The 23,988-nt window shown below is 37.1% G+C and carries 24 protein-coding genes; 21 read left to right on the forward strand and 3 right to left on the reverse strand.

Features of this window, described 5'->3' with window-relative positions:
- Positions 1–23: 23 nt before the first annotated feature.
- The 16 genes from ACRXC1_RS02225 (at position 24) to aspA (ending at position 16,833) form a co-directional block, all read left to right on the forward strand.
- Positions 24–2,699 carry a tetratricopeptide repeat protein gene (locus tag ACRXC1_RS02225; RefSeq protein WP_433656168.1) on the forward strand — a complete coding sequence of 892 codons (2,676 nt, stop codon included), beginning with the start codon at positions 24–26 and terminating at the stop codon, positions 2,697–2,699.
- A gap of 40 nt (positions 2,700–2,739) precedes the next feature.
- Complete coding sequence (locus tag ACRXC1_RS02230) at positions 2,740–3,672, forward strand: sigma-54-dependent transcriptional regulator (RefSeq protein WP_392857420.1); 933 nt, start codon at positions 2,740–2,742, stop codon at positions 3,670–3,672.
- A gap of 9 nt (positions 3,673–3,681) precedes the next feature.
- The gene (gene flgB, locus ACRXC1_RS02235) at positions 3,682–4,089 is read left to right on the forward strand and encodes a flagellar basal body rod protein FlgB (protein ID WP_433656171.1); all 408 of its coding nucleotides are present in this window, start codon (positions 3,682–3,684) and stop codon (positions 4,087–4,089) included.
- 14 nt (positions 4,090–4,103) lie between these two features.
- Positions 4,104–4,547 (forward strand): flagellar basal body rod protein FlgC, encoded by a 444-nt coding sequence (gene flgC / locus ACRXC1_RS02240; protein WP_433656173.1) that lies wholly within the window; start codon positions 4,104–4,106, stop codon positions 4,545–4,547.
- 26 nt (positions 4,548–4,573) lie between these two features.
- Positions 4,574–4,936 carry a flagellar hook-basal body complex protein FliE gene (gene fliE, locus ACRXC1_RS02245; RefSeq protein WP_021265866.1) on the forward strand — a complete coding sequence of 121 codons (363 nt, stop codon included), beginning with the start codon at positions 4,574–4,576 and terminating at the stop codon, positions 4,934–4,936.
- Between the two features lie 68 nt (positions 4,937–5,004).
- A complete protein-coding gene (gene fliF / locus ACRXC1_RS02250; protein ID WP_392857416.1) occupies positions 5,005–6,666 on the forward strand; it encodes a flagellar basal-body MS-ring/collar protein FliF in 1,662 nt (553 codons plus the stop codon).
- Between the two features lie 42 nt (positions 6,667–6,708).
- The gene (fliG, locus tag ACRXC1_RS02255; protein WP_021266524.1) at positions 6,709–7,740 is read left to right on the forward strand and encodes a flagellar motor switch protein FliG; all 1,032 of its coding nucleotides are present in this window, start codon (positions 6,709–6,711) and stop codon (positions 7,738–7,740) included.
- Positions 7,741–7,768: 28 nt separating this feature from the next.
- Entirely contained in the window at positions 7,769–8,584 is an 816-nt protein-coding gene (locus ACRXC1_RS02260; protein ID WP_392910167.1) for a FliH/SctL family protein, read from the forward strand.
- The gene (locus ACRXC1_RS02265; protein WP_392910169.1) at positions 8,571–9,941 is read left to right on the forward strand and encodes a FliI/YscN family ATPase; all 1,371 of its coding nucleotides are present in this window, start codon (positions 8,571–8,573) and stop codon (positions 9,939–9,941) included. Before ACRXC1_RS02260 ends, ACRXC1_RS02265 begins: the two co-directional genes overlap by 14 nt.
- A 5-nt stretch (positions 9,942–9,946) precedes the next feature.
- A complete protein-coding gene (locus tag ACRXC1_RS02270) occupies positions 9,947–10,405 on the forward strand; it encodes a flagellar FliJ family protein (RefSeq protein WP_392910171.1) in 459 nt (152 codons plus the stop codon).
- Between the two features lies 1 nt (position 10,406).
- Positions 10,407–10,940, forward strand: coding sequence for a hypothetical protein (locus tag ACRXC1_RS02275; RefSeq protein ID WP_433656177.1), 534 nt, complete (start codon positions 10,407–10,409; stop codon positions 10,938–10,940).
- A gap of 80 nt (positions 10,941–11,020) precedes the next feature.
- Positions 11,021–12,568: a hypothetical protein gene (locus ACRXC1_RS02280; RefSeq protein WP_433656179.1), complete on the forward strand. Its 1,548-nt coding sequence runs from the start codon at positions 11,021–11,023 to the stop codon at positions 12,566–12,568.
- A complete protein-coding gene (locus ACRXC1_RS02285; protein WP_392910177.1) occupies positions 12,568–13,434 on the forward strand; it encodes a flagellar hook assembly protein FlgD in 867 nt (288 codons plus the stop codon). The genes ACRXC1_RS02280 and ACRXC1_RS02285 overlap by 1 nt, the downstream gene beginning before the upstream one ends.
- A 10-nt stretch (positions 13,435–13,444) precedes the next feature.
- Positions 13,445–13,912 (forward strand): TIGR02530 family flagellar biosynthesis protein, encoded by a 468-nt coding sequence (locus tag ACRXC1_RS02290; RefSeq protein ID WP_392910180.1) that lies wholly within the window; start codon positions 13,445–13,447, stop codon positions 13,910–13,912.
- Positions 13,913–14,044: 132 nt separating this feature from the next.
- Complete coding sequence (locus ACRXC1_RS02295; protein ID WP_392910182.1) at positions 14,045–15,325, forward strand: flagellar hook protein FlgE; 1,281 nt, start codon at positions 14,045–14,047, stop codon at positions 15,323–15,325.
- An 89-nt stretch (positions 15,326–15,414) separates the two neighbouring features.
- On the forward strand, positions 15,415–16,833 hold the full coding sequence (aspA, locus tag ACRXC1_RS02300) for an aspartate ammonia-lyase (protein WP_433656182.1): 1,419 nt from the start codon (positions 15,415–15,417) through the stop codon (positions 16,831–16,833).
- Between the two features lie 38 nt (positions 16,834–16,871).
- Here aspA and ACRXC1_RS02305 read toward each other — a convergent pair whose 3' ends face one another.
- Positions 16,872–17,213: a hypothetical protein gene (locus tag ACRXC1_RS02305; protein WP_433656184.1), complete on the reverse strand. Its 342-nt coding sequence runs from the start codon at positions 17,211–17,213 to the stop codon at positions 16,872–16,874.
- Between the two features lie 94 nt (positions 17,214–17,307).
- Positions 17,308–17,742, reverse strand: coding sequence for a hypothetical protein (locus ACRXC1_RS02310; protein ID WP_392912048.1), 435 nt, complete (start codon positions 17,740–17,742; stop codon positions 17,308–17,310).
- Positions 17,743–17,861: 119 nt separating this feature from the next.
- Here ACRXC1_RS02310 and ACRXC1_RS02315 point away from each other — a divergent pair, with 119 nt between their 5' ends.
- On the forward strand, positions 17,862–19,028 hold the full coding sequence (locus ACRXC1_RS02315; protein WP_433656186.1) for a thiolase family protein: 1,167 nt from the start codon (positions 17,862–17,864) through the stop codon (positions 19,026–19,028).
- A 44-nt stretch (positions 19,029–19,072) separates the two neighbouring features.
- Positions 19,073–20,137 carry a Crp/Fnr family transcriptional regulator gene (locus ACRXC1_RS02320; protein ID WP_433656188.1) on the forward strand — a complete coding sequence of 355 codons (1,065 nt, stop codon included), beginning with the start codon at positions 19,073–19,075 and terminating at the stop codon, positions 20,135–20,137.
- Here ACRXC1_RS02320 and ACRXC1_RS02325 read toward each other — a convergent pair.
- Positions 20,134–21,741: a hypothetical protein gene (locus tag ACRXC1_RS02325; protein ID WP_433656190.1), complete on the reverse strand. Its 1,608-nt coding sequence runs from the start codon at positions 21,739–21,741 to the stop codon at positions 20,134–20,136. The genes ACRXC1_RS02320 and ACRXC1_RS02325 overlap by 4 nt on opposite strands.
- A gap of 164 nt (positions 21,742–21,905) precedes the next feature.
- Here ACRXC1_RS02325 and ACRXC1_RS02330 point away from each other — a divergent pair, with 164 nt between their 5' ends.
- Genes ACRXC1_RS02330 through ACRXC1_RS02340 form a run of 3 tightly spaced genes read left to right on the forward strand, consistent with a single transcriptional unit; the run spans position 21,906 to position 23,943 of the window.
- Complete coding sequence (locus tag ACRXC1_RS02330; protein WP_392912056.1) at positions 21,906–22,697, forward strand: GYF domain-containing protein; 792 nt, start codon at positions 21,906–21,908, stop codon at positions 22,695–22,697.
- Between the two features lie 6 nt (positions 22,698–22,703).
- Positions 22,704–23,432 (forward strand): alpha/beta hydrolase, encoded by a 729-nt coding sequence (locus ACRXC1_RS02335; protein ID WP_433656193.1) that lies wholly within the window; start codon positions 22,704–22,706, stop codon positions 23,430–23,432.
- The gene (locus ACRXC1_RS02340; RefSeq protein WP_392912060.1) at positions 23,422–23,943 is read left to right on the forward strand and encodes a hypothetical protein; all 522 of its coding nucleotides are present in this window, start codon (positions 23,422–23,424) and stop codon (positions 23,941–23,943) included. Before ACRXC1_RS02335 ends, ACRXC1_RS02340 begins: the two co-directional genes overlap by 11 nt.
- Positions 23,944–23,988: the final 45 nt, after the last annotated feature.

Consider the following 23,988-nt stretch of genomic DNA (forward strand, 5'->3'; position numbering starts at 1 on the left):
TTGAAACAGGAAGTTTCTACCAAATGAAGATAGATTTTAATTCAAAAAATTTATTATCTTTTATCGTACTTATTTTTAGTACTGCCTTCCTAAATATTGCATCAGCATCAATTGTTACACCAGAAGCTCATAATGACTTCCTACGTGTTAAATTCTTTATTGATAAGAAACTCGTTAATGTAACAAAATCAAACTCAGAGGTATCATTCTCGACGTTAGATGGAGATATATATACTAAGGTGAAAGATGGGCTGAAGAACTTCTCTTCTTCAAAGTATATTAAGAGAATCTCTTATACTGAGCCAACATCTGGTAATAATGTTTTCACAATCTCTTTAATGCTAAAAAAGAATGTAGAAGTCTTCTCATTCTATAAGAATCGTGACCGTGCATACTTTGTCGATTTCTGGAAAGATGGTGCTGTTACTACTAAACAAGCAGCAATCAAAGATATTTCAACTCTAGTAAAAAAGAATGAAGCATCAGCACAACAATCAACACCAAAATTTGTAAAAAAGTCTAAAGCTGTTAAGCCAGCTCCAAAGATAGTTAGAAAAAATGTTGTTAAAAAGGCTCCTACTAAGAAAGCGAATCCATATCGTGATTTTAGATATGGAGCCTCTTTTATCTGGGATTATCAAGCTTTTGCACCAGAGCTAAAGACACAAATTCTAACGAATAGAAAAACAGCAGAATACTTCTTTCCAATTAAGAACTTTGATTACAATAAGAATGAAAAAGAAGCTCATATGCAACTTACTCTTAATCTTTATAGAAAAGGTAAGTGGGGACTTATGTATAAGTCAATTAAGCTTTATGAGAAGAAATTTTCACAGTCTTACAATCCTTATAATGACTACATGAAGGCCAATGCTCTTTTAAGAGAAACTCTTGAAAAGGGTGATATTAAGCCAGTTGATACGGCCGTTTCAATGTATACAAATATTCTTGAAAGAACTGATATTTACGATCTAAGAAAAGGTATCTACAAATACTTAGTTCAATTTTATCGTGAAAAGAAGGACTTTGTTAAGGCCCTTAAATATGCCAAGAGATTTTTTAGTGATGCGAAGGAGAACTTTGATTACGAAGAACTTGAGTATATGGGTGAGTACATCCTTTCATCTCTTGCAAATTTAAATCAAGTTGAGAAGGTAGAAAATCTAATTAAAGATAAGACTTTAGTTAAGATCATTTCTAAGCAAAAGCTTAAGGCTTATGAAATGTATACTTATTTAAGACAAAATGATGAAGAGAAAGTAATCAGTGCTTATGAGACATTCGCTAAAACTACTAAAGGTGAGTATCTTCCATCGATCTACTACAATGCTGCAGAAGCATACTTTAGAACATCACAATATGAGAAAGCATTCAGAATTTATGATACTTTTATTTCTAAGTACTCATATGTGAGTGAATCTGCTCAGGCAAGATTACGTATGGCCCTCATTGCTGATCTTCAGGATCGTCCAAAGAATGAAGTATTAGAGCTTTATAAGAATGCAATTAACAGAGCTCAAAATCAAGAAGTGAGTCTAGAAGCACGTATTCGCTATGTTGGTGTTCGTACTATTAGAAAGTTTAAACCAGATACAAAAGATCTTGAAACAAGAGTTTTCCTTGATAAGGGAACTGATAAGAAGTTAAACAAAGATCTTGAAATGCTTCTGTGGCAAACTCGTTTAAGAACGTTCATTGTTGATGGACAATATGAAGAGGCCTTAACATTCTTGACTGCACTACCAATTGCGGCCATGAAAATAAGTGAAAAAAAGGTTTTTGAAGCTGATGGAGCCGAAATTGTTTACGGGATCATCAAGACAAACTTTGAAGAAGGTAAGTTTGCCCGTGCTATTCGCGCTTGGGAAATTTACAAAGATACTTATTTTGCAAAGATCGGTGCTGATCCTGAAATCCAATTTATTATCGCAAAATCGTATATAAATCTTACACTGTGGGACGGATTTCAGAAAATGTATGAGAAAATGATAGCGAGCAAAAAGGAAACTGCTCATACTTTCCCTTTATGGGTTTCTCGCAAGGAAGTTAAGAAATTGGACTTGTATAAGAACGAGCTACAAATTCTAAGAAATCTAAAACTAAAAAATTACACTTCAGTAGACCGCATTATCGCGAGTACAAAAAAAGATTACCCAGGATTTGAAAAAATCACATTTTATAAAGCTCTTGCTCACTATAAGAGAGGAGAGTTTGCAAAAGCTGAAAAAGAGTACGAAAAGTTCTATGCAAGTGATGCTAATGCAAACTCAATTGATGCTAAAGATCTTGTCGATTCAATTCAGTTTTACCTTGAGTCAATTTATGAGAGTAAGAAATTTGATAAGTACTTAAAAGTTTCGACAGCTCTTCTTAAAGATGCTAGCTCATTCCAAATCGCTGACACTGTTGTTGAAGGATTAAGAGAAAGAGTTAATTATCAAAGAATTGAAATCCTATTTAAGAAGGCAAATAAACTTGCATCAGATGAAGCAAGAGCGTTCCTAAACGATTATGAAAAATCACTTTATAAAAATCGTGTGAAGTTTTTATTAGGAAAGGAAAGCCTAAGACAAAACGATTTCACAACAGGTGAGAAGTTATTAAATGAAATACTTTCAGATAGCGAAGCAAAGGATTATTTGAAAGAGTTGGCCAGGACAGAGCTAACACTAGTTAACTTAAAAAAACGTACACTATAATTTAGCCCACGGATCGGGCAAACGACAGACAGGAGGTCAGATGAATACGTTTACAGCGGAAATTTTTGGGCAGGACCCTAAAATAGTTAAGGCACTTAAAGTTGCAAACAACGTTGCTGTTACAAAAGCACCAGTTCTTATTGTTGGTGAAGCAGGTGTTGGTAAGAAGACATTAGCTGGCTTTATCCATGAAAATTCAACAAGACAAGGAAAGCCATTTGTAACTGTAGACTGTGCAGCTGATGCAAATCAAGTTGAGAATGAGATCTTAGGTTATAGAGACCCAGAAACAGGACGTTTCATTAAAGGTGCATTCGAAAACGCGAACGGTGGTACTGTTGTTCTAGTAAACGTAGATGGACTAGAAGATACTTTCCAAAAGAAGCTTCACAAAATCCTTGGTGAACTAACTGATTATGAAATTGACGTAAGAATGGTTGCAACAACAACTAAGAACCTTTCTAAGCTTGTTGGTGCTGGTCGTTTTTATCGTGGCCTATATACTTTCATTTCATCTAACTCAATTACTTTAACTCCACTTAGAGAAAGAGTTGGTGACCTAGAGTACATCGCAAAAAATATTATCAAGACAACTCTTGGTGGTGCAGAAGTATCTGTTCAAGAAGAAGCAATGAACAAGATTCTTTCTCACTACTGGACTCACAATGTTAAAGAGCTTAAGGCCGTTATCGAAAACGCACTAGCTAACTTTGAAGGAAATGAAGTTTCAGCTGAGCACCTTGAGATCGGTGAGAAGAAAGCAGTAAATGTTATCTCTGAAGATGATTCAGAAGGAATCAGACTAATGTCTCTTAAAGAAGCTGAGAAGCTACTTATCAAAAAGGCACTTATCCATACTTCTGAAAATAGAACTCAAGCAGCAAAGATTCTTGGTGTATCAATTAGAACACTAAGAAACAAAATTAATGAGTATCGCGGAGACGGGAACTCATACTTTGTTAACTTAAGATAAGGTTTCGTCATGAGGGTTGAGGATAAGACATTAAAAGCACTAGCTGCATCTTTGAATTTAAGACAGATCCGACATGAGGTCTTAACTTCAAATATCGCTAATGCAGATACACCAGGCTATAAGGCCAAGCGAGTTGACTTTGAAGAAGCGCTTGCAAGAGCTTTAGACGTCGATGGGAATCTTGAAATGTTGACCTCTGAAGAGAAACACTTTGACGTTGGCAATGGTGGTTTTGAAAATCTTCAACCTGAAATTTATGATGATCCAAATGACATCGCCTCTGAAGATGGGAATACTGTCGACAGAGACGCTGAAATGGCCAAAATGGCAGAAAATAAGATTTTGTATGATGCATCAGTTAAGTTACTGAATAAGAAACTAGGGATGCTTAAATATACAATTAACTCTGAAAAATAGAGTAGGGGGAGATAATGGATTTACTAACGAGTTTAAAAATTAGTTCATCAGGTGTTGCAGCAAATAAGAAGCGTATGGCAGCGATTTCTTCAAATATTGCAAACGCTCAGACGACAAGAACGGCCGAAGGTGGTCCATATCGTAAGAAAGAAGTTGCTTTTGGTAGCGAGCCTGCTCGTGAAAGCTTTTCTGATATTTTAGAAGGTGAGATGGGTGAGGTTGCTCAATCTGTTCATGCTACAGAAGTGGTTTCGAGTGATAAACCACCAATTCTAAAGTATGATCCAAGTCACCCTGATGCAAATGAGCAAGGGTATGTTGCCTATCCTAACATTAATGTGATGGAAGAGATGGCAGACATGATTTCAGCTTCAAGAAGTTATGAAGCGAATATTAACGTTATGAATACAACTAAGAGTATGGCGATGAAAGCGCTTGAAATTGGAAGTGGAAACTAAGAAGTATAAAGGAAAGGGGTTAAACCATGGCGATCAATAATATTACGACAATGAATGACGTCTTTAACTCACACAAAATGCGCGAGTGGACAAGTCCAACTGGTGGCGCAGAAGAATTCAAACTAGAAGGTTTTGATGAACTTTCAAAAGTTACACCATCTGAGAGAAGTCAGTCATTTTCTGAAATGCTTTCTAATCAAATTATGGATGTAAATAATTTACAAAAAGAAGCTAACACAGCTATTGAAAAATTGGTGAGTGGTGAGAGTAAGAATATCCACGAAACTATGCTAGCTGTTGAAAGAGCTGAAATTGCTTTTAAGACTATGAACCAAGTTCGTAATAAAGTAATTGATGCTTATAAAGAAGTAATGAGAATGCAAGTCTAGTTAATAACTAGTTGTTAATGATCTCTTAATTTAGGATGAATTAAGAGTTTCAGGTGTCAGGAGGATACGTGAAAGATTTTTTCGATAAAATGCTTAGAAACTTCAAAGAGTTCTATGGAGAACTTGATGCAGGAAAGAAGATTTCTCTCTTTGCTGTTACTGGGGTTATTCTAGTCTTCCTACTTGGTGTTGTCCTTTGGGCCACTCACACAAACTACAAAGTTCTATACTCTGACCTTAATAAAGAAGATATGACAAAGGTTGAGGTCTTCTTAAGTCAGAATAATGTTGAGAAGAAAACTTCAGCAGATGGTAAAACAATTAGTATCCCAGAAGATATGATTGAAACTGTACGTCTAAAAATGATGACTTCAGGGTTCTCATTTTCTGGAACAGTAGGTTATGAAGTTTTTGATAATCAATCTTTTGGAACAACTTCATTTGTTCAAAAAGTAAATAAGCAAAGAGCACTTGAAGGTGAGCTCATTAAGACAATTAAGCACTTAAGAGGTGTTAAGAGAGCTCGTGTTCACTTAAATATCCCTGAGTCTTCTCCATTTGTTTCTGAGAAGAAACCACCAACGGCTTCTGTTGTTCTTGAGCTTAATCGTGGTGTAACTCTAACTGAACAAGAAATCAAAGGGATCTCTTCACTTGTTGCTTCATCTGTTGAAGGAATGAGAGGCGAGGGTGTTGTTATCCTTGATCACAGAGGGAAGAAACTCTCTGAGAATATAGGGGATGCGATGACGGCCAATACGGCCAATCGTCTTGCTCTTGAATCAAAGCTAAATAGAAAGTATGAAAAACAAATTGAAGATATCTTAACGAGAGTTGTTGGTGCTGGAAAAGTTATCGCTAAAGTTTCAGTTGATATGGACTTTACTGAAAGCGTATCGACTCAGACAACTTATGATTCTGAAAACAAAGCTGTTCTTTCTGAGGTAACAAATACTCAAAATCTTCAAGGATCACGTCCTTCTCCACAAGGAATTCCAGGAGCTAGATCAAACCTTCCTGGGGAACAACCACAACCAGGTGTTCCTGAGACAAGAAATGATGTTAAGAAAGAGTTAGCAACTCGTAACTATAACGTTCCAAAGAAAGTAACTCGATCAAAGTCTCCGACTGCATCTGTTAGAAAGATCTCAGCAGCAGTTATGGTAGATGGTAAGCATGTGACTCAAACTGTAGATGGTAAGACGGTTACAAAGTATGAGCCATGGTCTGAAGCTGATATCGCTAATTTTCAAGCGATTGTTGCTTCAACTCTTGGAATTGATAATCGTCGTGGTGATGTTATCACAATTAAGAATATGGAATTCCAGCAAGAAGATCTTGAAGCTATTGATGCTCTTATGCGTGAGCGTGAAAATAGAGAGCTAATCAAGAATATCTTTAAGTATCTTGCAATTGGTTTAACGATTTCTCTATTCTTCTTCGTTGTTGTTCGTCCGTTCATTCAATGGGTAACAGACAATGCTGTAGAAACAGTAGAAGACTTCTTACCAAGAACTCTTGAAGAGCTTGAAAAAGTCCAAGCAAATCAAAAACTACCTGGGCTTGAGGATGCTCTTCCACAGATTGAAGAGAAGCTCAATCCAGAGAAGATTGAAGGGAATATGCTACGTGAGAAGATTATTTCACTGGTTGAAGGAAACCCTGCAAAAGCGGCACAGATTGTGCATGATATGATTCATAGTACGGAATCTGATAAGCAGATTGCGTAATGATAATAAGTAATAGAGCCCTTTAAGGAAGAGGAGAGAAAAGTGGCCGATCAATCATTAGACCCAGATGTAGAATACTCGCTACTATCAGGACAAGACAAAGCAGCACTTCTGCTTAGTTCCCTTGGTGTGAGTACGACACAACTTATATTCGCACATATGCGCGATAATGACGTAAAACGTCTTATCAATGCGATGTCTAATGTTAAGAAAGCGCCAATTTGGATGATCAAGCGTGTTCTTGAAGAATTCTATTCTGAACTTAACGAAGAAAATGATCTACTTTTCTCTGATAACTCATCTAGAGACTTTATTGTAAATGCTCTTGGGGAAGATCGTGCCAAGCAACTTCTTGGTCAAATTATTGATGTTGGTGCCAACCAGACACTAGAATCACTGGAGCTAGTTGATACCAGAACTCTTGCAAACTTCCTAATCAACGAGCACCCTCAAACAATCGCGCTTATTATTGCGCACTTATCAGCTGAGCGTAAGGTTGATGTTCTAAGACGTCTTCCTGAAGGTCTTCAGGCCGAAGTTGTACTAAGGGTAGCAAACCTTGACTTCGTATCTCCGGAGCTTATCGCGCAACTTGATGATGTTCTTAAGACTGAACTTTCAACTCTTGGAACTATCGATACAAACCAACTTGGTGGTGTTGAACCAATCGCAGATATGCTTAACCTTATGGATAAGAACTCTGAGAAGAATATTATGGGACGTGTTGAAGAAAAAGATCCTGAACTTGCAGAAGAAATTCGTAAGCTTATGTTCGTTTTCGAAGACCTTGTTTATGTTGACGATCGTGGTATCCAGGCACTTCTTAAAGAAGTTGATCAACAGAAGCTTGTTATTGCCCTTAAAACAGCTCCTGAAGAAATTAAAGCGAAGCTATTTAGAAATATGTCAAATCGTGCAGCAACTCTTCTACAGGAAGACCTTGATGCTCTTGGGCCAACAAAGCTTTCTGATGTTGAAAAAGCTCAAGCAGAAATTGTACATAAGTGTAAAGAACTTGAACAACAAGGTAAGGCGTTTATCTCTCGTGGTGGAGATGGCGATGCCCTTGTTTAATATTTAAAAATAGGTTATTGGCCGTAGTATGACTCGTGATGTAAAAGAATATGAATTTCACTCTTTCTCTCAAAAACCACTTAACTCTAATGTTGAGGAATTTGAGTTTCAAGACTTCGAAGGTATGTCGATTCGTGAAATTGAAGAGAAGCAGAAGATTATTCGCGTTGAAAGAGAGATGGCCAAAGATACTGGTTTTGATCTAAACCCTATCGTTCATGAACACAGAGGAGTACGTGCTCAAGAAGAGAGTGACTTTACTGAAGCTGTCCATGAAGAGGTTGCACGTCAAATTGAAGCAATCAAAGAAGATGCTTATCGTGAAGGGCTTGAGCTAGGACGTGAGCAGGGAAGAGAAGAAGTAAAGGTTGAACTTGCTGGAGCGGCAGAAGAAAAGATTCTTCTTCTAAACGATATGGTTTCAGAAGTTTTAAGTACACAAATAGGACTTCTTTCTGCTCAAAAAATGCAAACATATACACTACTTAGAACAATTGCAAAATGGATTGTTCTTAAAGAGCTTAAGGATGACGGTGAGTATATTATACGTCTTCTTGAAAAGCTTATTGTGGAAGCGCAAACAAAAGAAAATCTTCTAATTCGTGTCAATGAGAAGCATTTTGAACAAATGCCAGAAGTCTTAGAAGTTGTTCAAGGTAAACTTGGAGAACTCACTAATACTCGTGTTGAAATTGACTATGATATAGAAGCACCTGGTATTGTCGTTGAATCTCAAAACGGTATTGTCAATGGTAGCTTAAAGACGCAACTCGATAGTCTTGATAAGTTATTTGAAGCAGTAGGATTAGCAAGTTCAGAGGACGACTCGGATGAATCACAATAATTTCTCTACATTAGATTTAGAAGCAATTCATAAAGCTTATGAATATGCTACACCTTACCAGAAAGTAGGGAAGGTATGTGCCTCAAAAGGGATGCTCTATGAAGTAAACCTTTCCCGTGCTGTTATCGGCTCTAACGTTGAGTTTGTTACAGAATTTGGGGATCGTTGTCTTGGTGAAGTTGTCTCAATTGATGGACCAAAATGTCTAACAATGCCATATTCTGAAATAGCCGGAATTAATTCGGAAACAAAAGTATATTTAAAAGAGCTTGTTACAAAAGTTAATGTCGGTGAACAGTATCTTGGCCGTGTCATTGACTTCCAAGGAAATCCAATTGATGGTAAGGGACCAATAAAAAGATCAAATGAAGTTAGGTCAATCTTTGGTGAACCAATCAACCCTCTAGAGCGTCCACCAATCTGTGAAATGCTTGATACTGGTGTTAATGCTATTAATGCCTTTATGACAGCTGGAAAGGGACAACGTTTAGCTATTATGGCGGGCTCTGGTGTTGGTAAGTCTGTAACGCTTGGGATGGTTGCACAGAAGTCATCAGCTGATGTTAATATTATTGCCCTAATTGGAGAACGTGGCCGTGAGGTTCGTGAATTTATAGAGCACGATCTTGGTGAAGAAGGTTTAAAAAAGTCGATCGTTGTTGTTGCAACTTCTGATACTTCAGCATTAATTCGCATGAAGGCCGCTTATGTTGCCACAACATTTGCAGAATACTTCAGAGATCAAAATAAAGACGTACTGCTAATGATGGATTCAATTACACGTTTTGCAATGGCATCACGTGAAATCTCATTAAGTGCTGGAGATCCACCTGGTCAAAAAGGTTATACTCCAACAGTATTTGCACAACTTCCAAAACTAATGGAGCGTGCCGGAACAAAAGCTGATGCTGGATCAATTACTGGTATCTATACTGTTCTTGTTGAAGGGGGAGATATGGATGAGCCGATTGCTGATGCTGTAAGAGGGATTAGTGATGGTCACATTATTCTATCTCGTGCCCTTGCTTCAAAAAATCAATTTCCTGCAATTGATGTACTACAATCACTATCGAGGGTAATGAATAAAGTTGTCTCAAGTGAGCATCGAGTTGTAGCAGGACATATGCGTGACCTCATGTCTGCATATCGTGATAATGAAGATCTAATCAATGTTGGTGCTTATTCAAAAGGTTCAAACCCAAAAGTAGATAAGGCCATGATCATTATCGATCAATTAAACGATTTATTAAAACAAATGCAGGGTGAGGATCATTATCAAACGATTGATCAACTATATGATTCAATGGTTGGCCTCGCAAAGTATGCGGAAGAAGCATATAACTCATATGAGGAGTAATATAATTGCGTAGAGAAAAGTTTAAACTACAAGGCCTATTAAAGTTAAGAGAGTTCAAAGAACAAAAAGTGAAGCTTGAACTTGGGCAGATTAATATAGAAAAAGGCCGTTTAAACGAAGCAATTTCCAAATGTCATCAAGATATTGAAGAAACATATAAAGCACAAGAAGCCTTCTTTGATACATATACGTCAGGAAGAAATGCTCAATTCTTTCCAATGTTTATTCAATCTAAAAGAGACGAAATTAAGGTCTTAGAAAATCAATTACATGCCGTTGAGAGACAATATAAAGAGAAGGTCAAAGAGCTTTCTGTTGCTAAAGGTGAAGTGAAAGTAATTGATAATTTAAAAAATGAATTTGAAACAGAACAAAATAGGGTCATTGAAAAGAAGCGCCAAGAAGCTATTGATGAATTAATGATGGCAAAGAGGCATGCTCGAAAATTGGCCGGGGAAGCTTAAAATGAAAAGGTTATTTCTTTTAGTATTAATATTATCATCTTCACTTAATGCTTTTTCGCAAGAGAAGAAAATCTACTCGCAAGAAGAGTTTGATAAGGCCCTTGAAGTGGCCCTTGAAAAAAAGATGAAAAAAGTAGGCCGCTCAAAGTTGATTGAGTTCTCAAAAGAACTTCTTAAAAAAGAAGAGGAATTGGCCTCACGTGAAAATGCCCTAAAGAATCAACAAGAACAAGTTGTTGTTAATCAAAAAGAGCTTGAAGGGCGAATTAAAGAATTTAAGGCCTATCAAACGAATTTTCTTTCATGTCTTGATAAGAAAGATTCAGATGAACAAAAACGTGTGATTCACATGGTTGATGTTGTTTCGAATATGAGGCCACAAACAGCAGCAAATTTACTATCTCAACAGGACCCATCAATTTCGATTAAGATTCTTGGAGAGCTCGACCCAGTAAAGGTTTCAAAGATCTTTAATATGATGGATAAAGAGATTTCAGCGCGCTTACAAAAGCAATATATGACGATGAAGAAGTAGAGGTAAACTTTTCCATGGTTAATTTTTTCATAAATTTATGTAAAGATATTGCAAAGCGTTAATAAAAGGAACAAAGAGTAATGCTTAAAAACTTAATTGGACATAACTTAAAAGCAAAGGGGACGAAGGAGCAGTCGCATACTAGTGCGAAGACTGGTTCTGTTGATAACCTACTTTCTAGTCATGCCAATAAGAAGCTTTCAAAAGGACAAAAGGAAGAGTTTAGTAAACTTCTTCTAGGTGGGGAGTCCAAGAGACAAAAATCACTTCAGACTACGAATGTGGCCAAGGGATTAGTGTCAAAATCACAAAAGCATAATCTAAATAACCCTGTTAACGAAAAAATCTCTCATCAAGAAGTTAGAGAGCTTCTTAAAGAGGGAAAGGCAAATACAAATACCTTTATTAAAGAATCACATAGTCCAAAGATGGCAAAGGCCATGGCAAAGCACACTACGCCGACTTCTTTAATATCAACTCTAAGTTCAACAGAAAAAAATCCAGTAGGTAAGCATAGTGATATTGACAATATTCTTGGTACTAAGAATATTGTCGAACTACAAAAAGCTAAGACAACACTTGCTAACTCTAAACTTGAATCAACTCTTGAAAATAAACAAGCTCCAAAGCTTGCTGCTGAGGGTGTTAAGACAAATGCTCTCTTAGGAAAGAACACTCAAGCTATTATTGATTCAGCACAGGTGACACCTGAAAGATCTGTTGAGGGGATGAAAGATAATAATCTTTTAAGAATGGCCTCAACAAATCTCTTAAAAGGTAAGAAGTCAGCTAGTTCAAATAATAACAATCTAGCAAGTAGTGCAGATTTCTTGGCCAATCGCCAAGTATTAAATAATAGGCCAGCAAGTGACTTAAAGGTTTCAAATAGCTTACATATGAATAAGTTTGCTAAGGAAGCATCTCATAAGAATAATTCAATTATTCGTATGAAGAGTGAAGCAAAAGTAGAGGACTTCTCATCTGATATTACGTCAAAAGGTGAAAGAAGAGCTCCACAAGTTCAAAATAATTTAATTGGTGCCCTTGGAAATACTAATGCAACAAACGATTTCAGACCAGAAATCAATCTAGGGAAAGCATCAGAAGTTCTCGATCTTTCAAATGTATCGAATGCAGATCAAATGATCAAAGAAGTTACTAACTATATTGAGATGAACCGTATTGAAAATGGTAAATCTTTACAAGTTCTTGTTAAGCATAATGAGTTAGGACATTTTCATGTTACTGCTAATAAAGATGCTAACGGTATGATCGCTCTAAATATCGAAGCTACAACGATTGAAGCAAAAGAGTTCTTTAAAGAGAATGAAGTTAAGTTATTAAAGAACCTTGATATGAAAGGTGTTAGAGTTGCTGACTTCAAAATTCATACGGCAACATCTGGTCAAATGAGCGATACGGCTTCTCAATCTGAGAGCTTTAAAAATGAAAAGCGTAATAGTGAAAGACAAGCGGACAAAATCTCCACTTCAAATATGACTGGAAATGAGTCTGAATATACGAGACAATTAGATAGTGAAGATTCTTTTGCATTTGATAGTTTTCAAGATGCAAGAGAAGGCCGTCAAAGAAGATGGCAAGAATATAGCGAACGTATAGGTGCATAATGCCAGGAATTGGAAAACCACAACAGAGAAATTCATTTTCACAAATCGGTATGGCCCCACGCCAGACGAAGGGGAATGGAAGAGGTGGTTCGGTAGGTGAAGAACTAAACCGTATTGCTGGTAATAATATCGCTGATCAAAAGTTCGTTGATGCTAAAGATCACAATAAAATGGGACAAGAAGGTTTTCTAAAACTTCTATCTCACCAATTAACTCATCAAGATCCAATGAAGCCAATGGATCAAAAACAACTTTCTGCAGATCTAGCTCAATTTTCTCAATTAGAGCAGATGACAAATATGAATCAAAAGCTTGATAATATGGGAAAGAATGATCCTCAAGAATTAAAGTTTTTTGGTGCAAGTTTCTTAGGAAAAGAAATTTTAACGAAAGGTTCATCGGTTACTTATGATGGTCAATCTTTCAGAAAAGATGTTCCATTTTTCTTAGACAAAGAAGCTAAGAATGTTATGGTTAATATCTATGATAAAAATCGCCAACTGATTGGTAAGGTTGAAGCTGAAAATCTAGGAAGAGGACAACACACTCTAACTTGGAATGGACGTCAACTTGATAATACCAGAGCGGCTAAAGGTGATTATACTCTTGAGGTTTGGGCCTTTGATAAGGACATGAATAAGTTTAAGGGTGAAACAAAGTCGACAGGTGTTGTTAGTGCTGTTGATTTTGATAACGGAGAAACTATTTTCACACTAGAAAATGGAAAAAAAGTTTTTCTTCGTGACGTTGATAGCTTCAAACAAGCTTCTAATAGTGGTTCAGAAATGAACGATAAAAATATTGCCGCATTGCAAAAGAGGGCGGCTCAAAACTATAATAATATTAACAATTCCGCTAACCAATAATTGGAAATAAATGGGAACTAAAGATATTTCAAATTTTCATATTCCAAATGTAAGCCAGGTTCCTGGTTCGAAGAAAGTTGATCTTCGTAACCGTCTTGGTAATGTTAGTGGTGGTAATGAAGCTGCTCAATCAGAATTTAAAAACCTTCTGAATGAACAAATCTCGAATGAGAAGATCAATAAAGCGCATCATTTAGATCAGTTAGCGCAAACTCAAAGAGAACACGGAATTCAACTTTCGACTCATGCGGCGAAGAGACTGCAAGAGAGAAATATTGATATTGATAGTAATGAATTTTTTAAGCTAAAGGATGCTTTCCAGAAACTTCAAAGTAAGGGGGGAAGAGATTCTTTAGTGATTACAGATAAAGCAGCCTATATCGTGGACGTGCCGGCCAAGAAGGTGGTTACGGCCATAGATAAGGGAAGTATAGAGAGTAACGTTTTTACAAAAATTGATTCGACTGTATTGGTTTAAGATTTAATTAGCTGGTCCTAACGGAAGCTTTGTGTTTGCCTGTCGTTGTAAACACACCTTTTAAAATCCTTATTCCATTTAGTCGTTTTTAGATCTAAAAATTTAGATTTAGTTTTAGTCTAGGAGGGACGAATGAGTATTTTACGATCATTTAACATTGGTGTATCTGGTTTAAGCGCTTCAGGAGCGGGAATGAATGTTGTTTCAGATAACATTTCAAACGCTGGAACTAACGGTTTTAAAGCTTCTAGAGCAGAATTCCAAGATGTACTTGCTGTCTCTCTAAAAGGGATCGAAGGTGGAGATCAGTTCGGTGCTGGTACAAAGCTAGCTCACATTAAGCCGATTATGACTCAAGGTGATGTTGCAAGAACTGAATCAATCACTGACCTTGCAATTCAAGGTGATGGTTTCTTCAAAGTAAAAGCTCCATTCGGAAATGGATATTCTAGAGATGGTTCAATGCACTTTAACAAAGACGGTGAACTTGTTAACAGTGATGGATATAAAGTAATTGGTTTCAAATCAAATGAAGATGGAACACTTACAAATAAAGAAGGTGAAATTAAGCTAGGGAATACGACGATTCCAGCTCAAGCAACTGAAAAAGTTAAGCTTTCAATGAACCTAGACTCAAGAGTTTCTGTAAAACAATTCGATCCAAATAATCCAGAAGAAACATCAAACTTTTCTTCTTCAATTACAGTATATGATAATGTAGGTACAGCTCGTCTTGTAACTGCATACTATAACAAGACAGCTGATAACAACTGGACTTATAGAATCATGGCCGATGGTGCTGATGCTCAAGGTGGTGAAGCTGGTAAGATGGTTGAAATGGCACAAGGTCAACTTGTCTTCAACGATAAAGGTCAACTTCAAGAAGAGATCGAGTCTTCAAACTCTTTCAACTTCAATAAAGGTGCACAACAAGGTCAAAGAATTGAATTCTCTTGGGGTGAATCAATCTCTGAAGGTGGAGATGGTACAGATGCTTCAACTCAGTATGGTTCAGGTTCTGCAGTTGCTAGACACACTCAAGATGGTGCTTCAGCAGCAACTCTTGGATCTCTATCATTCAACGATGATGGTATCCTTACAGCAGTATATGACAATGGTGAAACAAGAGATATCGCTCAAATCGCTATTGCAAAATTCGATAACAACGAAGGTCTTTTCAAAATGGGGAAAAACCTTTTCAAAGAATCTAAAAACTCTGGTCAACCAGCAATGGGTAAACCAGGTGAAGCGGGACGTGGGCAAGTTCTTTCTAAATCGATCGAGCTTTCAAACGTTGATATCGCAAGTGAGTTCGTTAACCTAATGACGTCTCAAAGAAACTTCCAAGCTAATGCTAAGACGATCTCTACAGCAGACAAAATGATGCAAGAGATTTTCAGAATTAAGGGTTAATAATTAACTCATACTCCTATGCTTTTGAGGCCCTCTTTTGAGGGCCTTTTTTATGTTCTTGTGTTTAAATACTCCTATAGGAGATTTATATGAAGACTCGAATCGAAGAAGATTTACTTGGACAATTAGAAATAAATAACGAAATGCTCTATGGGATTCATACTCAAAGGGCCCTAAATAATTTTCAAATATCAAATGCAAAAATCGGGGACTATCCTAACTTTGTTAAAGGAATGGTTCTAACAAAGAAGGCTGCAGCTGCGGCCAATAAAGAAATCGGAACAATGGAAGAAGATAAGTGCGATATGATTATTGGCGCATGCGATGAGATCCTAGCGAACTTAGATGAATATCTTAAATATTTTCCAACTGATGTCTTTCAAGGGGGAGCAGGTACTTCTGTAAATATGAATACTAATGAAGTTATTGCTAACGTAGCACTTGAGATGAATGGACATAAGCGTGGTGAATATGGAGTTCTAAACCCAAACGATCACGTTAATAAATCACAATCAACTAATGATGCTTACCCAACAGGTTTCCGTGTCGCCGTTTACTTTTATATGACTAAAGTAATAGAGCGCATCCAAGGCCTTTCAGATAGCTTTGAAAAGAAAGGAATTGAATTTGAAAAGGTTCTAAAGATGGGAAGAACACAACTTCAGGATGCTGTTCCAATGTCTCTAGGAGATGAGTTTCACTCATGGGCAGTTAACCTTCGAGAAGAGGTGCGCTCACTATCTCGTTGTCGTGACTTAGTTCTTGAAGTTAATCTTGGAGCGACAGCAATTGGTACAGGACTGAATGCTCACGATCGTTACTCTGATTTGGCAATTGGTTTTCTTTCAGAATTTACTGATGGAAATTTCGTAAAGTCTGAAAACCTTATTGAAGCGACTTCAGATTGTGGAGCTTATGTTATGATTTCAGGCTCTCTAAAAAGAACAGCTGTTAAGCTTTCAAAGATTTGTAATGACTTAAGACTTCTTTCTTCTGGACCTCGTTGTGGTTTTAATGAAATTAATCTTCCTGAACTACAGGCCGGTTCTTCAATCATGCCAGCAAAGGTAAATCCAGTTATTCCTGAAGTTGTAAATCAAGTTTGTTTTAAGGTTATTGGAAATGATATGACAATAACAATGGCAGCTGAAGCAGGACAACTTCAACTTAATGTTATGGAGCCAGTGATTGCTCAGTCTCTGTTTGAATCAGTTGATCTTCTAAGCCATGCAGCCACGACGTTAAAAGAAAAGTGTATCGAAGGAATTACTGCCAATGAGGAACATACGACAAATATGGTTCTAAATTCAGTTGGTATCATTACTTACTTAAATCCATTCATTGGCCATCACATGGGCGATATCATTGGAAAAGAAGCGGTTAAGACTGGAAAATCAATTCGTGAATTAGTTCTTGAGAAGAAGCTACTATCAGAAGAAGAGCTTGATGAAATCTTATCTGTTGAAAACTTAATTAAGCCTAAGTACAGAGCAAAGTTATTTAAATAAAAAAGCCTCCATTATGGAGGCTTTCTTTTTTCGTTATTTTAATGACGACGGTCTCTTCTTTCTTTAAAAATATGGGCACGGCAAGTTGCGGCCATAATATTTGGATGATTCGTTGGCCCCGAGAACCTAGTGAAGTCAAAGCTTCTAACATTGCAACCATGCTGGCAGACGTAATTAAAAGTTCTTTGAAATCCATTTGTGTATGTAATCGTGTATTGATAATCAAGAACTGTCATACGTCGATGTGAGTTGTTATAGATCTCACAATTAACAAAAGGTCCCCAATTAATTTGACCTTCCACTGTGCGGTGTCTTTCTTCTTGTGCCCAAATCTTTTGAGTTAGAAAAAGTAGCAGTGCTAAACAAAGTAGCTTCTTCATAAAAATCCCTCTCTAATGAATATTTATATAAAAATGCTATTAGAGTTAAGTGGCTCTGGCAAGTTAACGTGAGTTAAGCTGTGGATGCTGTGTGTTACTGATTGAGAAGTCTATCGGCCTGGATCGTTAGGCCAACATTCTCTCTTGTCACTTTGCAGTATAGTGTTGTTCCCTTAAAAGTTTCTTCTTTCCACATGTCCTGGTAGTCATCCCAGTTTTCGTCTGCAAAGAATTGATCAAAGAAAGCACCAATTGAGTCTACTAGGCCTTCAAGAAGCTTTGTATGGTCACCATTTTCCTCTAGATCCATTGATGCGAAGTAAGTCGTTGCTGCAGCCGCTTCGTTTGATGTATCAACAAGAGAGGCCATAACAAGAACTTCACCTTTGTAGAGTCTTCCATAGATCTCAAATACTTTATTCGCGTCAAATAACTCGTTGCGATACGTATCTTGAAGAAGTTCAAGTACCGAATCTGCCCACTCGTTTGGAAGATCAATTAAAAATGGCCCGTTAGTTCTTGAAAGCATTCGCAATATCCTTTTTAACGCTGTGAAAATCTATATAGAAGTAGAAGATAATTAACAAGCCACTGTTTGTGTGTCAATATATCTGGACTTTAATTAAGACTAAATAAAAGGAGTAAATAATGAGCGTTTATATTTTATCAGGTGCAAGAACACCAAGTGGAAGTTTTTTAAGCTCACTTTCTCAAGTTGGAGCAACTCGTTTAGGTGCAACTGCAATCGAAGCTGCTGTTGAAAAAGCAGGTATCGCTAAAGATAAGGTTGATGAAGTATTTATGGGTAATGTTGTTCAGGCCGGTGTTGGACAAGCTCCAGCTCGCCAGGCTGCGATCTTTGCAGGTTTAAGTGAAGCAACTCCATGTACAACTATTAATAAGGTTTGTGGATCAGGAATGAAGACAATTATCTCTGGTGCTCAGTCAATTATGACAGGAGACAACCAAGTTGTTGTTGCTGGTGGTATGGAAAATATGTCGCAAGCTCCTCACTTACTAATGAACTCAAGAACTGGTGTTGCAAAATTTGGTGCAGCAGAAGTTAAAGATGCTATGCAATGGGACGGGTTATGGGATGTTTACTCTGACCAAGCAATGGGAAATTGTGCAGAAGAGTGTACTGAAAAATATAATCTTACTCGTGAAGCACAAGATGCATACTCAATTGAATCTTTTAAAAGAGCTCAAGCTGCAATTGAAGCAGGTATCTTTAAAGATGAAATTGCTCCAGTAACAATCAAAGGGCGTAAAGGCGATACTGTTGTTTCTGAAGACGAAGGGCCATTCAAGGCCAAGTTCGATAAAATCCCAGGTCTAAGACCAGCTTTCAAAAAAGATGGAACGATTACAGCTGCTAATGCTTCAACGATTAACGATGGTGCTGCTGCTGTTGTTCTTGCTGGGGAAGAGTACAAAGATCAGGCAGATTTTAAAATTGTTGGTTGGGCCTCACACGCTCAAGCACCAACTTGGTTTACGACAGCTCCAATTGAAGCAATGAAAAAGAATCTAGAGAAAACTGGACTAAAACTTTCAGATATTGATGTTTTTGAAATCAACGAAGCTTTTGCAGCTGTTCCAATGGCAGCGATGGAAGAGATGGGGATTCCTCATGAGAAGCTAAATATCTATGGTTCAGGTGTATCTCTTGGTCACCCAATTGGAACTTCTGGAACTCGTATTGTTGTAACTCTTATGACTGCGATGAAAAACCAAAATGCAAAGTACGGTTTGGCCTCTATTTGCATCGGTGGCGGTGAAGCGTTATCATTGATATTAGAAAAAATTAAATAAAATAGCAGGACTTTCATAGTCCTGCTTTTTAAGTAGGACTATGGATGGCCCAAGCTCAAACACAAAAACAACACAAATCTGGTATCGTACGTTTCAAAGCAGGTGAAGTTCTTTTCAACCAAAACGATCCAGCAGATTCTCTCTATATTATTCAAAAAGGACAGATAAGACTCTATATCCCAAAGGGGCAGGGCTTTGTTGAAATCGCTATTCTTCGCGCCGGTGAAGTAATAGGTGAGATGGCCTATTTTGATAATAAAGGATCGAGAAGAAGTTGCTCTGCTGCAGCGATTGTTCCTACAGATGTTGTTCGCGTAACATTTAATGCCTTTGATAAAACGATGCAGGGACTAAACCCATGGTTTAAGACTATTGTTAATACTCTTGCGGATCGTCTAAGAAAAACAAATGATCGTGTAAAGGCATTAGAGTCAAACTCTGTTGGTTTTGGTAAAGATGGAAAAGTCGGAGAGTATGTTTTCTTTCATACAACTGACGTTCTAAGAATTTTGGCGGGAATCTATCTTTCGTCGAAAGTTCATGCTCAAAAAGGTGAAGACGGTGCTCACCGTATTCACATCAGCTCTATTCGTTATTACTTATTTGATATATTTGGTGTTTCTGAAATTAAGTTTGAAGAGATGATTGAGCTTCTTAAAAGAGAAGGCTTAATTATCATGGAAGACGATAAGGATGGACAACCTAAGCTTGTGAAAATTCCTAATCTTGAAAGTCTTCGAAGTATTGTTGCTTTTGTTAACGCTGAAAAAATAAAAACAGATGATAAGAAAACTAAAGTATCTAAAAAATGTAACCTCATTCTTTCTCGTATGAAGAATCAGCTTCTTGCCAAAGGTGTTACAAAAGGGAAAGCTTCTGCAGATCTATCAGCAGTGATTGCAGAGCTGAAAGAAGGAGAAGCAATAGTCAATCCTGAAGATATTCGTCCTGCCATCTTAGCGGGAATTGTAGAAGATATTTTTGTGGATGATAAAGGTAATATGACTAACGTGGTAGATATGGATAAGTTAGTTAAGACTTTACCGGGCCTAATCTTTCAAGTTGCTTGGCAGCGACTTAATGAAGAAAAGGCCGGCAATAGTTATTAATTTCCAGTTGGATAGAAGTTTACTTCAACGTTGGCCCCATCACTATAAACTGCATTTCCGAAAAGTTTTAGGAAATATCCTGTCTCATTCATGACTGGTGTCGCTGGAGTGTCGTCTGTCGGACTTGTTACTTTAATATTGAAGTTAGAGTAGTAAGCAGGACTTGATCCCGACTTCATTAGCTGCCAACCATTCGTTGAACTCTTATTAATTGTTTGTCCATTAATCTTAAGAGTAATCGAGCTTTCAACAGGCTTACTATTAAGCTTCACATATCCATAGAAGTTTTGTGGCGTTTGGTAGCTGACAACTAAACATTCTGGATATTCTACAATGGCATTACCATTTAGGCGGATGAAGTGACCAGAGTGCTCTTCTCCAACTGAAGGAGAGTATCTTGTAGCAAAATTCCCTCGTTCTCCAATATAAGAGTAACCATTACTCATACTTTCAAGAATAGGTGTCCCCGGTTGCGAGCTTCCTCTTACATACTTTGTAATAATAAGAGAGTTCGTATCAATACGAGCTCCTGGTTCTGCCACTTTCCAGTAGTTGTACTTATGGTTTAAAATCGCATCTTCAATCGAATTGTAGACATGATCAAAAATACTATTGAAGTTACTTTGAGTACAAACATTTACATTGTCGTTATAGCCAAAGCCATTGTACGAGTTATTAGAACGTGGAAACGGATATGGATTACTTCCACTTAAGTTCTCATATGGTTGATTGTAAACGAGGTCACTGGCCCCGTGATAATTGAAGTTTTTCTCACCTTTAGTGATCTGTGGGCAACTATAAGACTCTGGATCAACAGATGGTGCAAGTGAGATCAGTCTTAACATCGAAGAGTTAAGCTCGTAATTTCCAACATTACTACATGTCGAATTAAATGTTGCGGCAGTATTCTTAGTTGTTCCAAGCACTTGCTTATCAAAACTCGAGTAAAGAGACTGAGAGTAGAGTGCGCCATTGTAGTTACCACGCATACAAAGAAGATCGTGGGCCATGGCCTTTCGATACTTAACTGCGAGGGCGTGATTATTTGATAGGTTTGATCCTGTCGTATTCCAAGAGTTATCGTCTTCATTAGACATGATGACAATAATCGTATGGGCATTCTTTCTAAGAGCACCATTCAATTGATTAAGTTTTACGAGTTCGTTAATACGAGAGAGTCCACCTTCTCTTGTTCCTGAAGCAGGGCTGAAGTTTGAAATAACACTTGAAGCAGCATAGCGAGAAATTGTCGTTACTCCTGAAGGATTGATTCCCGCGCGAGAAAAGAAGTATGTTCCACTATTTCCCGAGCCAATAAGAGGTGCCATAAGAACTTGGTAATCAAATCGATCCGCAATATTATTCACAACATTATTAAGTGCCGTTTTTGTCTGGTTACTTATAAAACCCGTACTCGTTGAATTATCCCATACAAAGAGTAGGTCAACAGGTGGCCTAATATAGGTAAATTTAGAACACATTTCACTGTTAACTGTTTGTGTCGGGTCCGTCCCAAATGAGTCTGAATTCTTGCGAGTCGCAAATTCTTCTTTCGCACATGAGGCCATAAATAATAATGTCAAAACGATTAAGATCTTTTTCATCAATTAACTCTTCGGTTAAGAAAAAATAAAACTTAAATATAATTCGGCCTTTTTTACTAAAGTATTATTCCCATTTGATGCTTCTTAGGGGCAATATTTTTCATTAATTTTGTTAATGATATCAACAGGTTAAAATAGGAAGGTCAAAGCAAACGGAGAGGAATATGGCACAATGGTATTACGTTGAAAAAGGTGAAAGAGTAGGACCTGTCGAACTAGAAGAGGTTGAAGTTCTATTTGGAAAGGGGAAGCTCACACCTGATAGCTATGTCTGGACAAAGGGTTTTGATAATTGGAAGTTAATTTCTGAGGCGACTGAGCTAGGTCACTTATTAAATAAGAGAGTAGTCGATGAGCTACCTCCTGAGCTTGATATGCCTCCAGTTATTGATGATCAGCATGTTGTTCTTTATTCATGGGATGATATCAAAGATGATGAAAAAATTATTACAATAAAAATTGGACTTGATCGCGGTACTGATGAAGTCGAGTATGGGCCATTTAGTGTCATTGATTTACAAAAAGCCTATCAGCAAAATCGCATCAATGAAAAAACTCTCGCCTATATTCCCGGTGAGAATGAGTGGGTGTTCCTTGCTGAAACTCCAATTGCAAAAAAAGTCATGGGCTCTGTTCCTCCTTTAATTACTGATGATGAAAGGAGACTTAATCAGCGCAAGCCATTTGTAGCACGTATGTTCTTCCATGATTCTCAACAAGTATTTGAAGGTGTTTGCCGTGATATCTCAATTGGTGGAATGCAAGTTCTTGTTTCAAACTTTCCATTCAATGTCGGAGATGAAGTAACGTTAAATGTTCACCCAGAAAATTCTGATTACCACTTTATTGCTTCTGGGCTTGTGGTTCGTCACTTAAATGAAAACCAAGGTTTTGCTCTTCGCTTTGTTAATTTATCTGATGAAGCAGAAAGCTCGATCAAAAGCTATATCGGTTAATCTTAGATGGATACTTCGATCTATATTCGTGAGTATCGCTGTGATAAAGAGGATGCAAAAACCCTCATACTCTTTCATGATATTGGGGGAGGTCACTATACTTATGATAGTTTGATTCCTCTACTTGTCGAAGAGGGAGTGAATGTTGTTTCCTTTGATTATTTGGGCCATGGATTAAGTTCTGGGACACGTGGACACTTTGAAAGTATTGACCAAGTAAAGACATTTTTAAATGAACTTTATCACCATAGTAAACTTGCTCAAGGCGATGAAGTCTATACTTTGGCCGTTAATCAGGGGGCCCTGATTTCATTACTTTTTTCTACTTTATTTGATAATGTAAAAGGTAATATCTTTTTAAATCCAAAGATTCGCACAGAGTTTAGTAAGAATCTTAAAAATGAATTGATATCAAAAATACCTTGGCAGCCAAACTTTCTATCGCGTGCTCATATTAAGTTGTCAAAGCAGAGTAACGACTTAACTGCTAATAATTTTGTGACAAAGAAAACCTTAATCGTTCTTAACCAAATCTTGAAAAAAGTTCAATTAGATGTCTATTTTATGGAATGTAGAAATTTAATCTTTAGTAGCAATAAGGATAGTATTATCTTTGAGACGATTATGAGTGAATTTAGAGATGAAATCGAAATCCCAGAGTTTAATTCTGTAAAGACCATAAAAAAACAAGACATTATTTTCAAAGAAACTTATAATTGGATACATGAAAACTAAAATTTTAGCTCTTTTTGCCCTGTTTTTATTAACTTCATGCGGAAATATGACAAAGAACTTTGTCAAAAGTGGTGAGTCAATTATCAAGGGTGGTACTGCTGGTGGTAAGCCTTGGAATGAAGCTTTAACATTTCAACGTCTATCTTGGTATTCGGAACTAAATCTTATGTATGATGTTTTCTTTACAAAAATGGATCCAAGTTCTCCTTTTTGGCAGTGGTTTTCTGAAAGTGAATCGAGACGCCTAAAAGAGTGTAAAGCAGTCTATGTTTCCATTACATTTAGTTTAGACTCCGACCGAATTTCACATGCAATGTTTTACAATCAAGTTTTATCGAAAGAGCTTCAGCCTGTCGTAACAAATGACTTTGATTTGGCCATTGCTAATCATCCTGATTTCAATAAATTCTTTTTGTCTCTATACAAGAGTAAAACACTCTGTGCAACATCTGATATCGGTGACTTAAAGATCAAATTCCCTAATTTTAAAACGAGAACTCTGCATTTTTAGTCAAAAACTTATCTAAAGTTTGAACTTAAAAGCTCCGATAAAAAT

Source organism: Halobacteriovorax sp. GFR8 (assembly GCF_050955245.1).
Lineage (GTDB): Bacteria > Bdellovibrionota > Bacteriovoracia > Bacteriovoracales > Bacteriovoracaceae > Halobacteriovorax_A.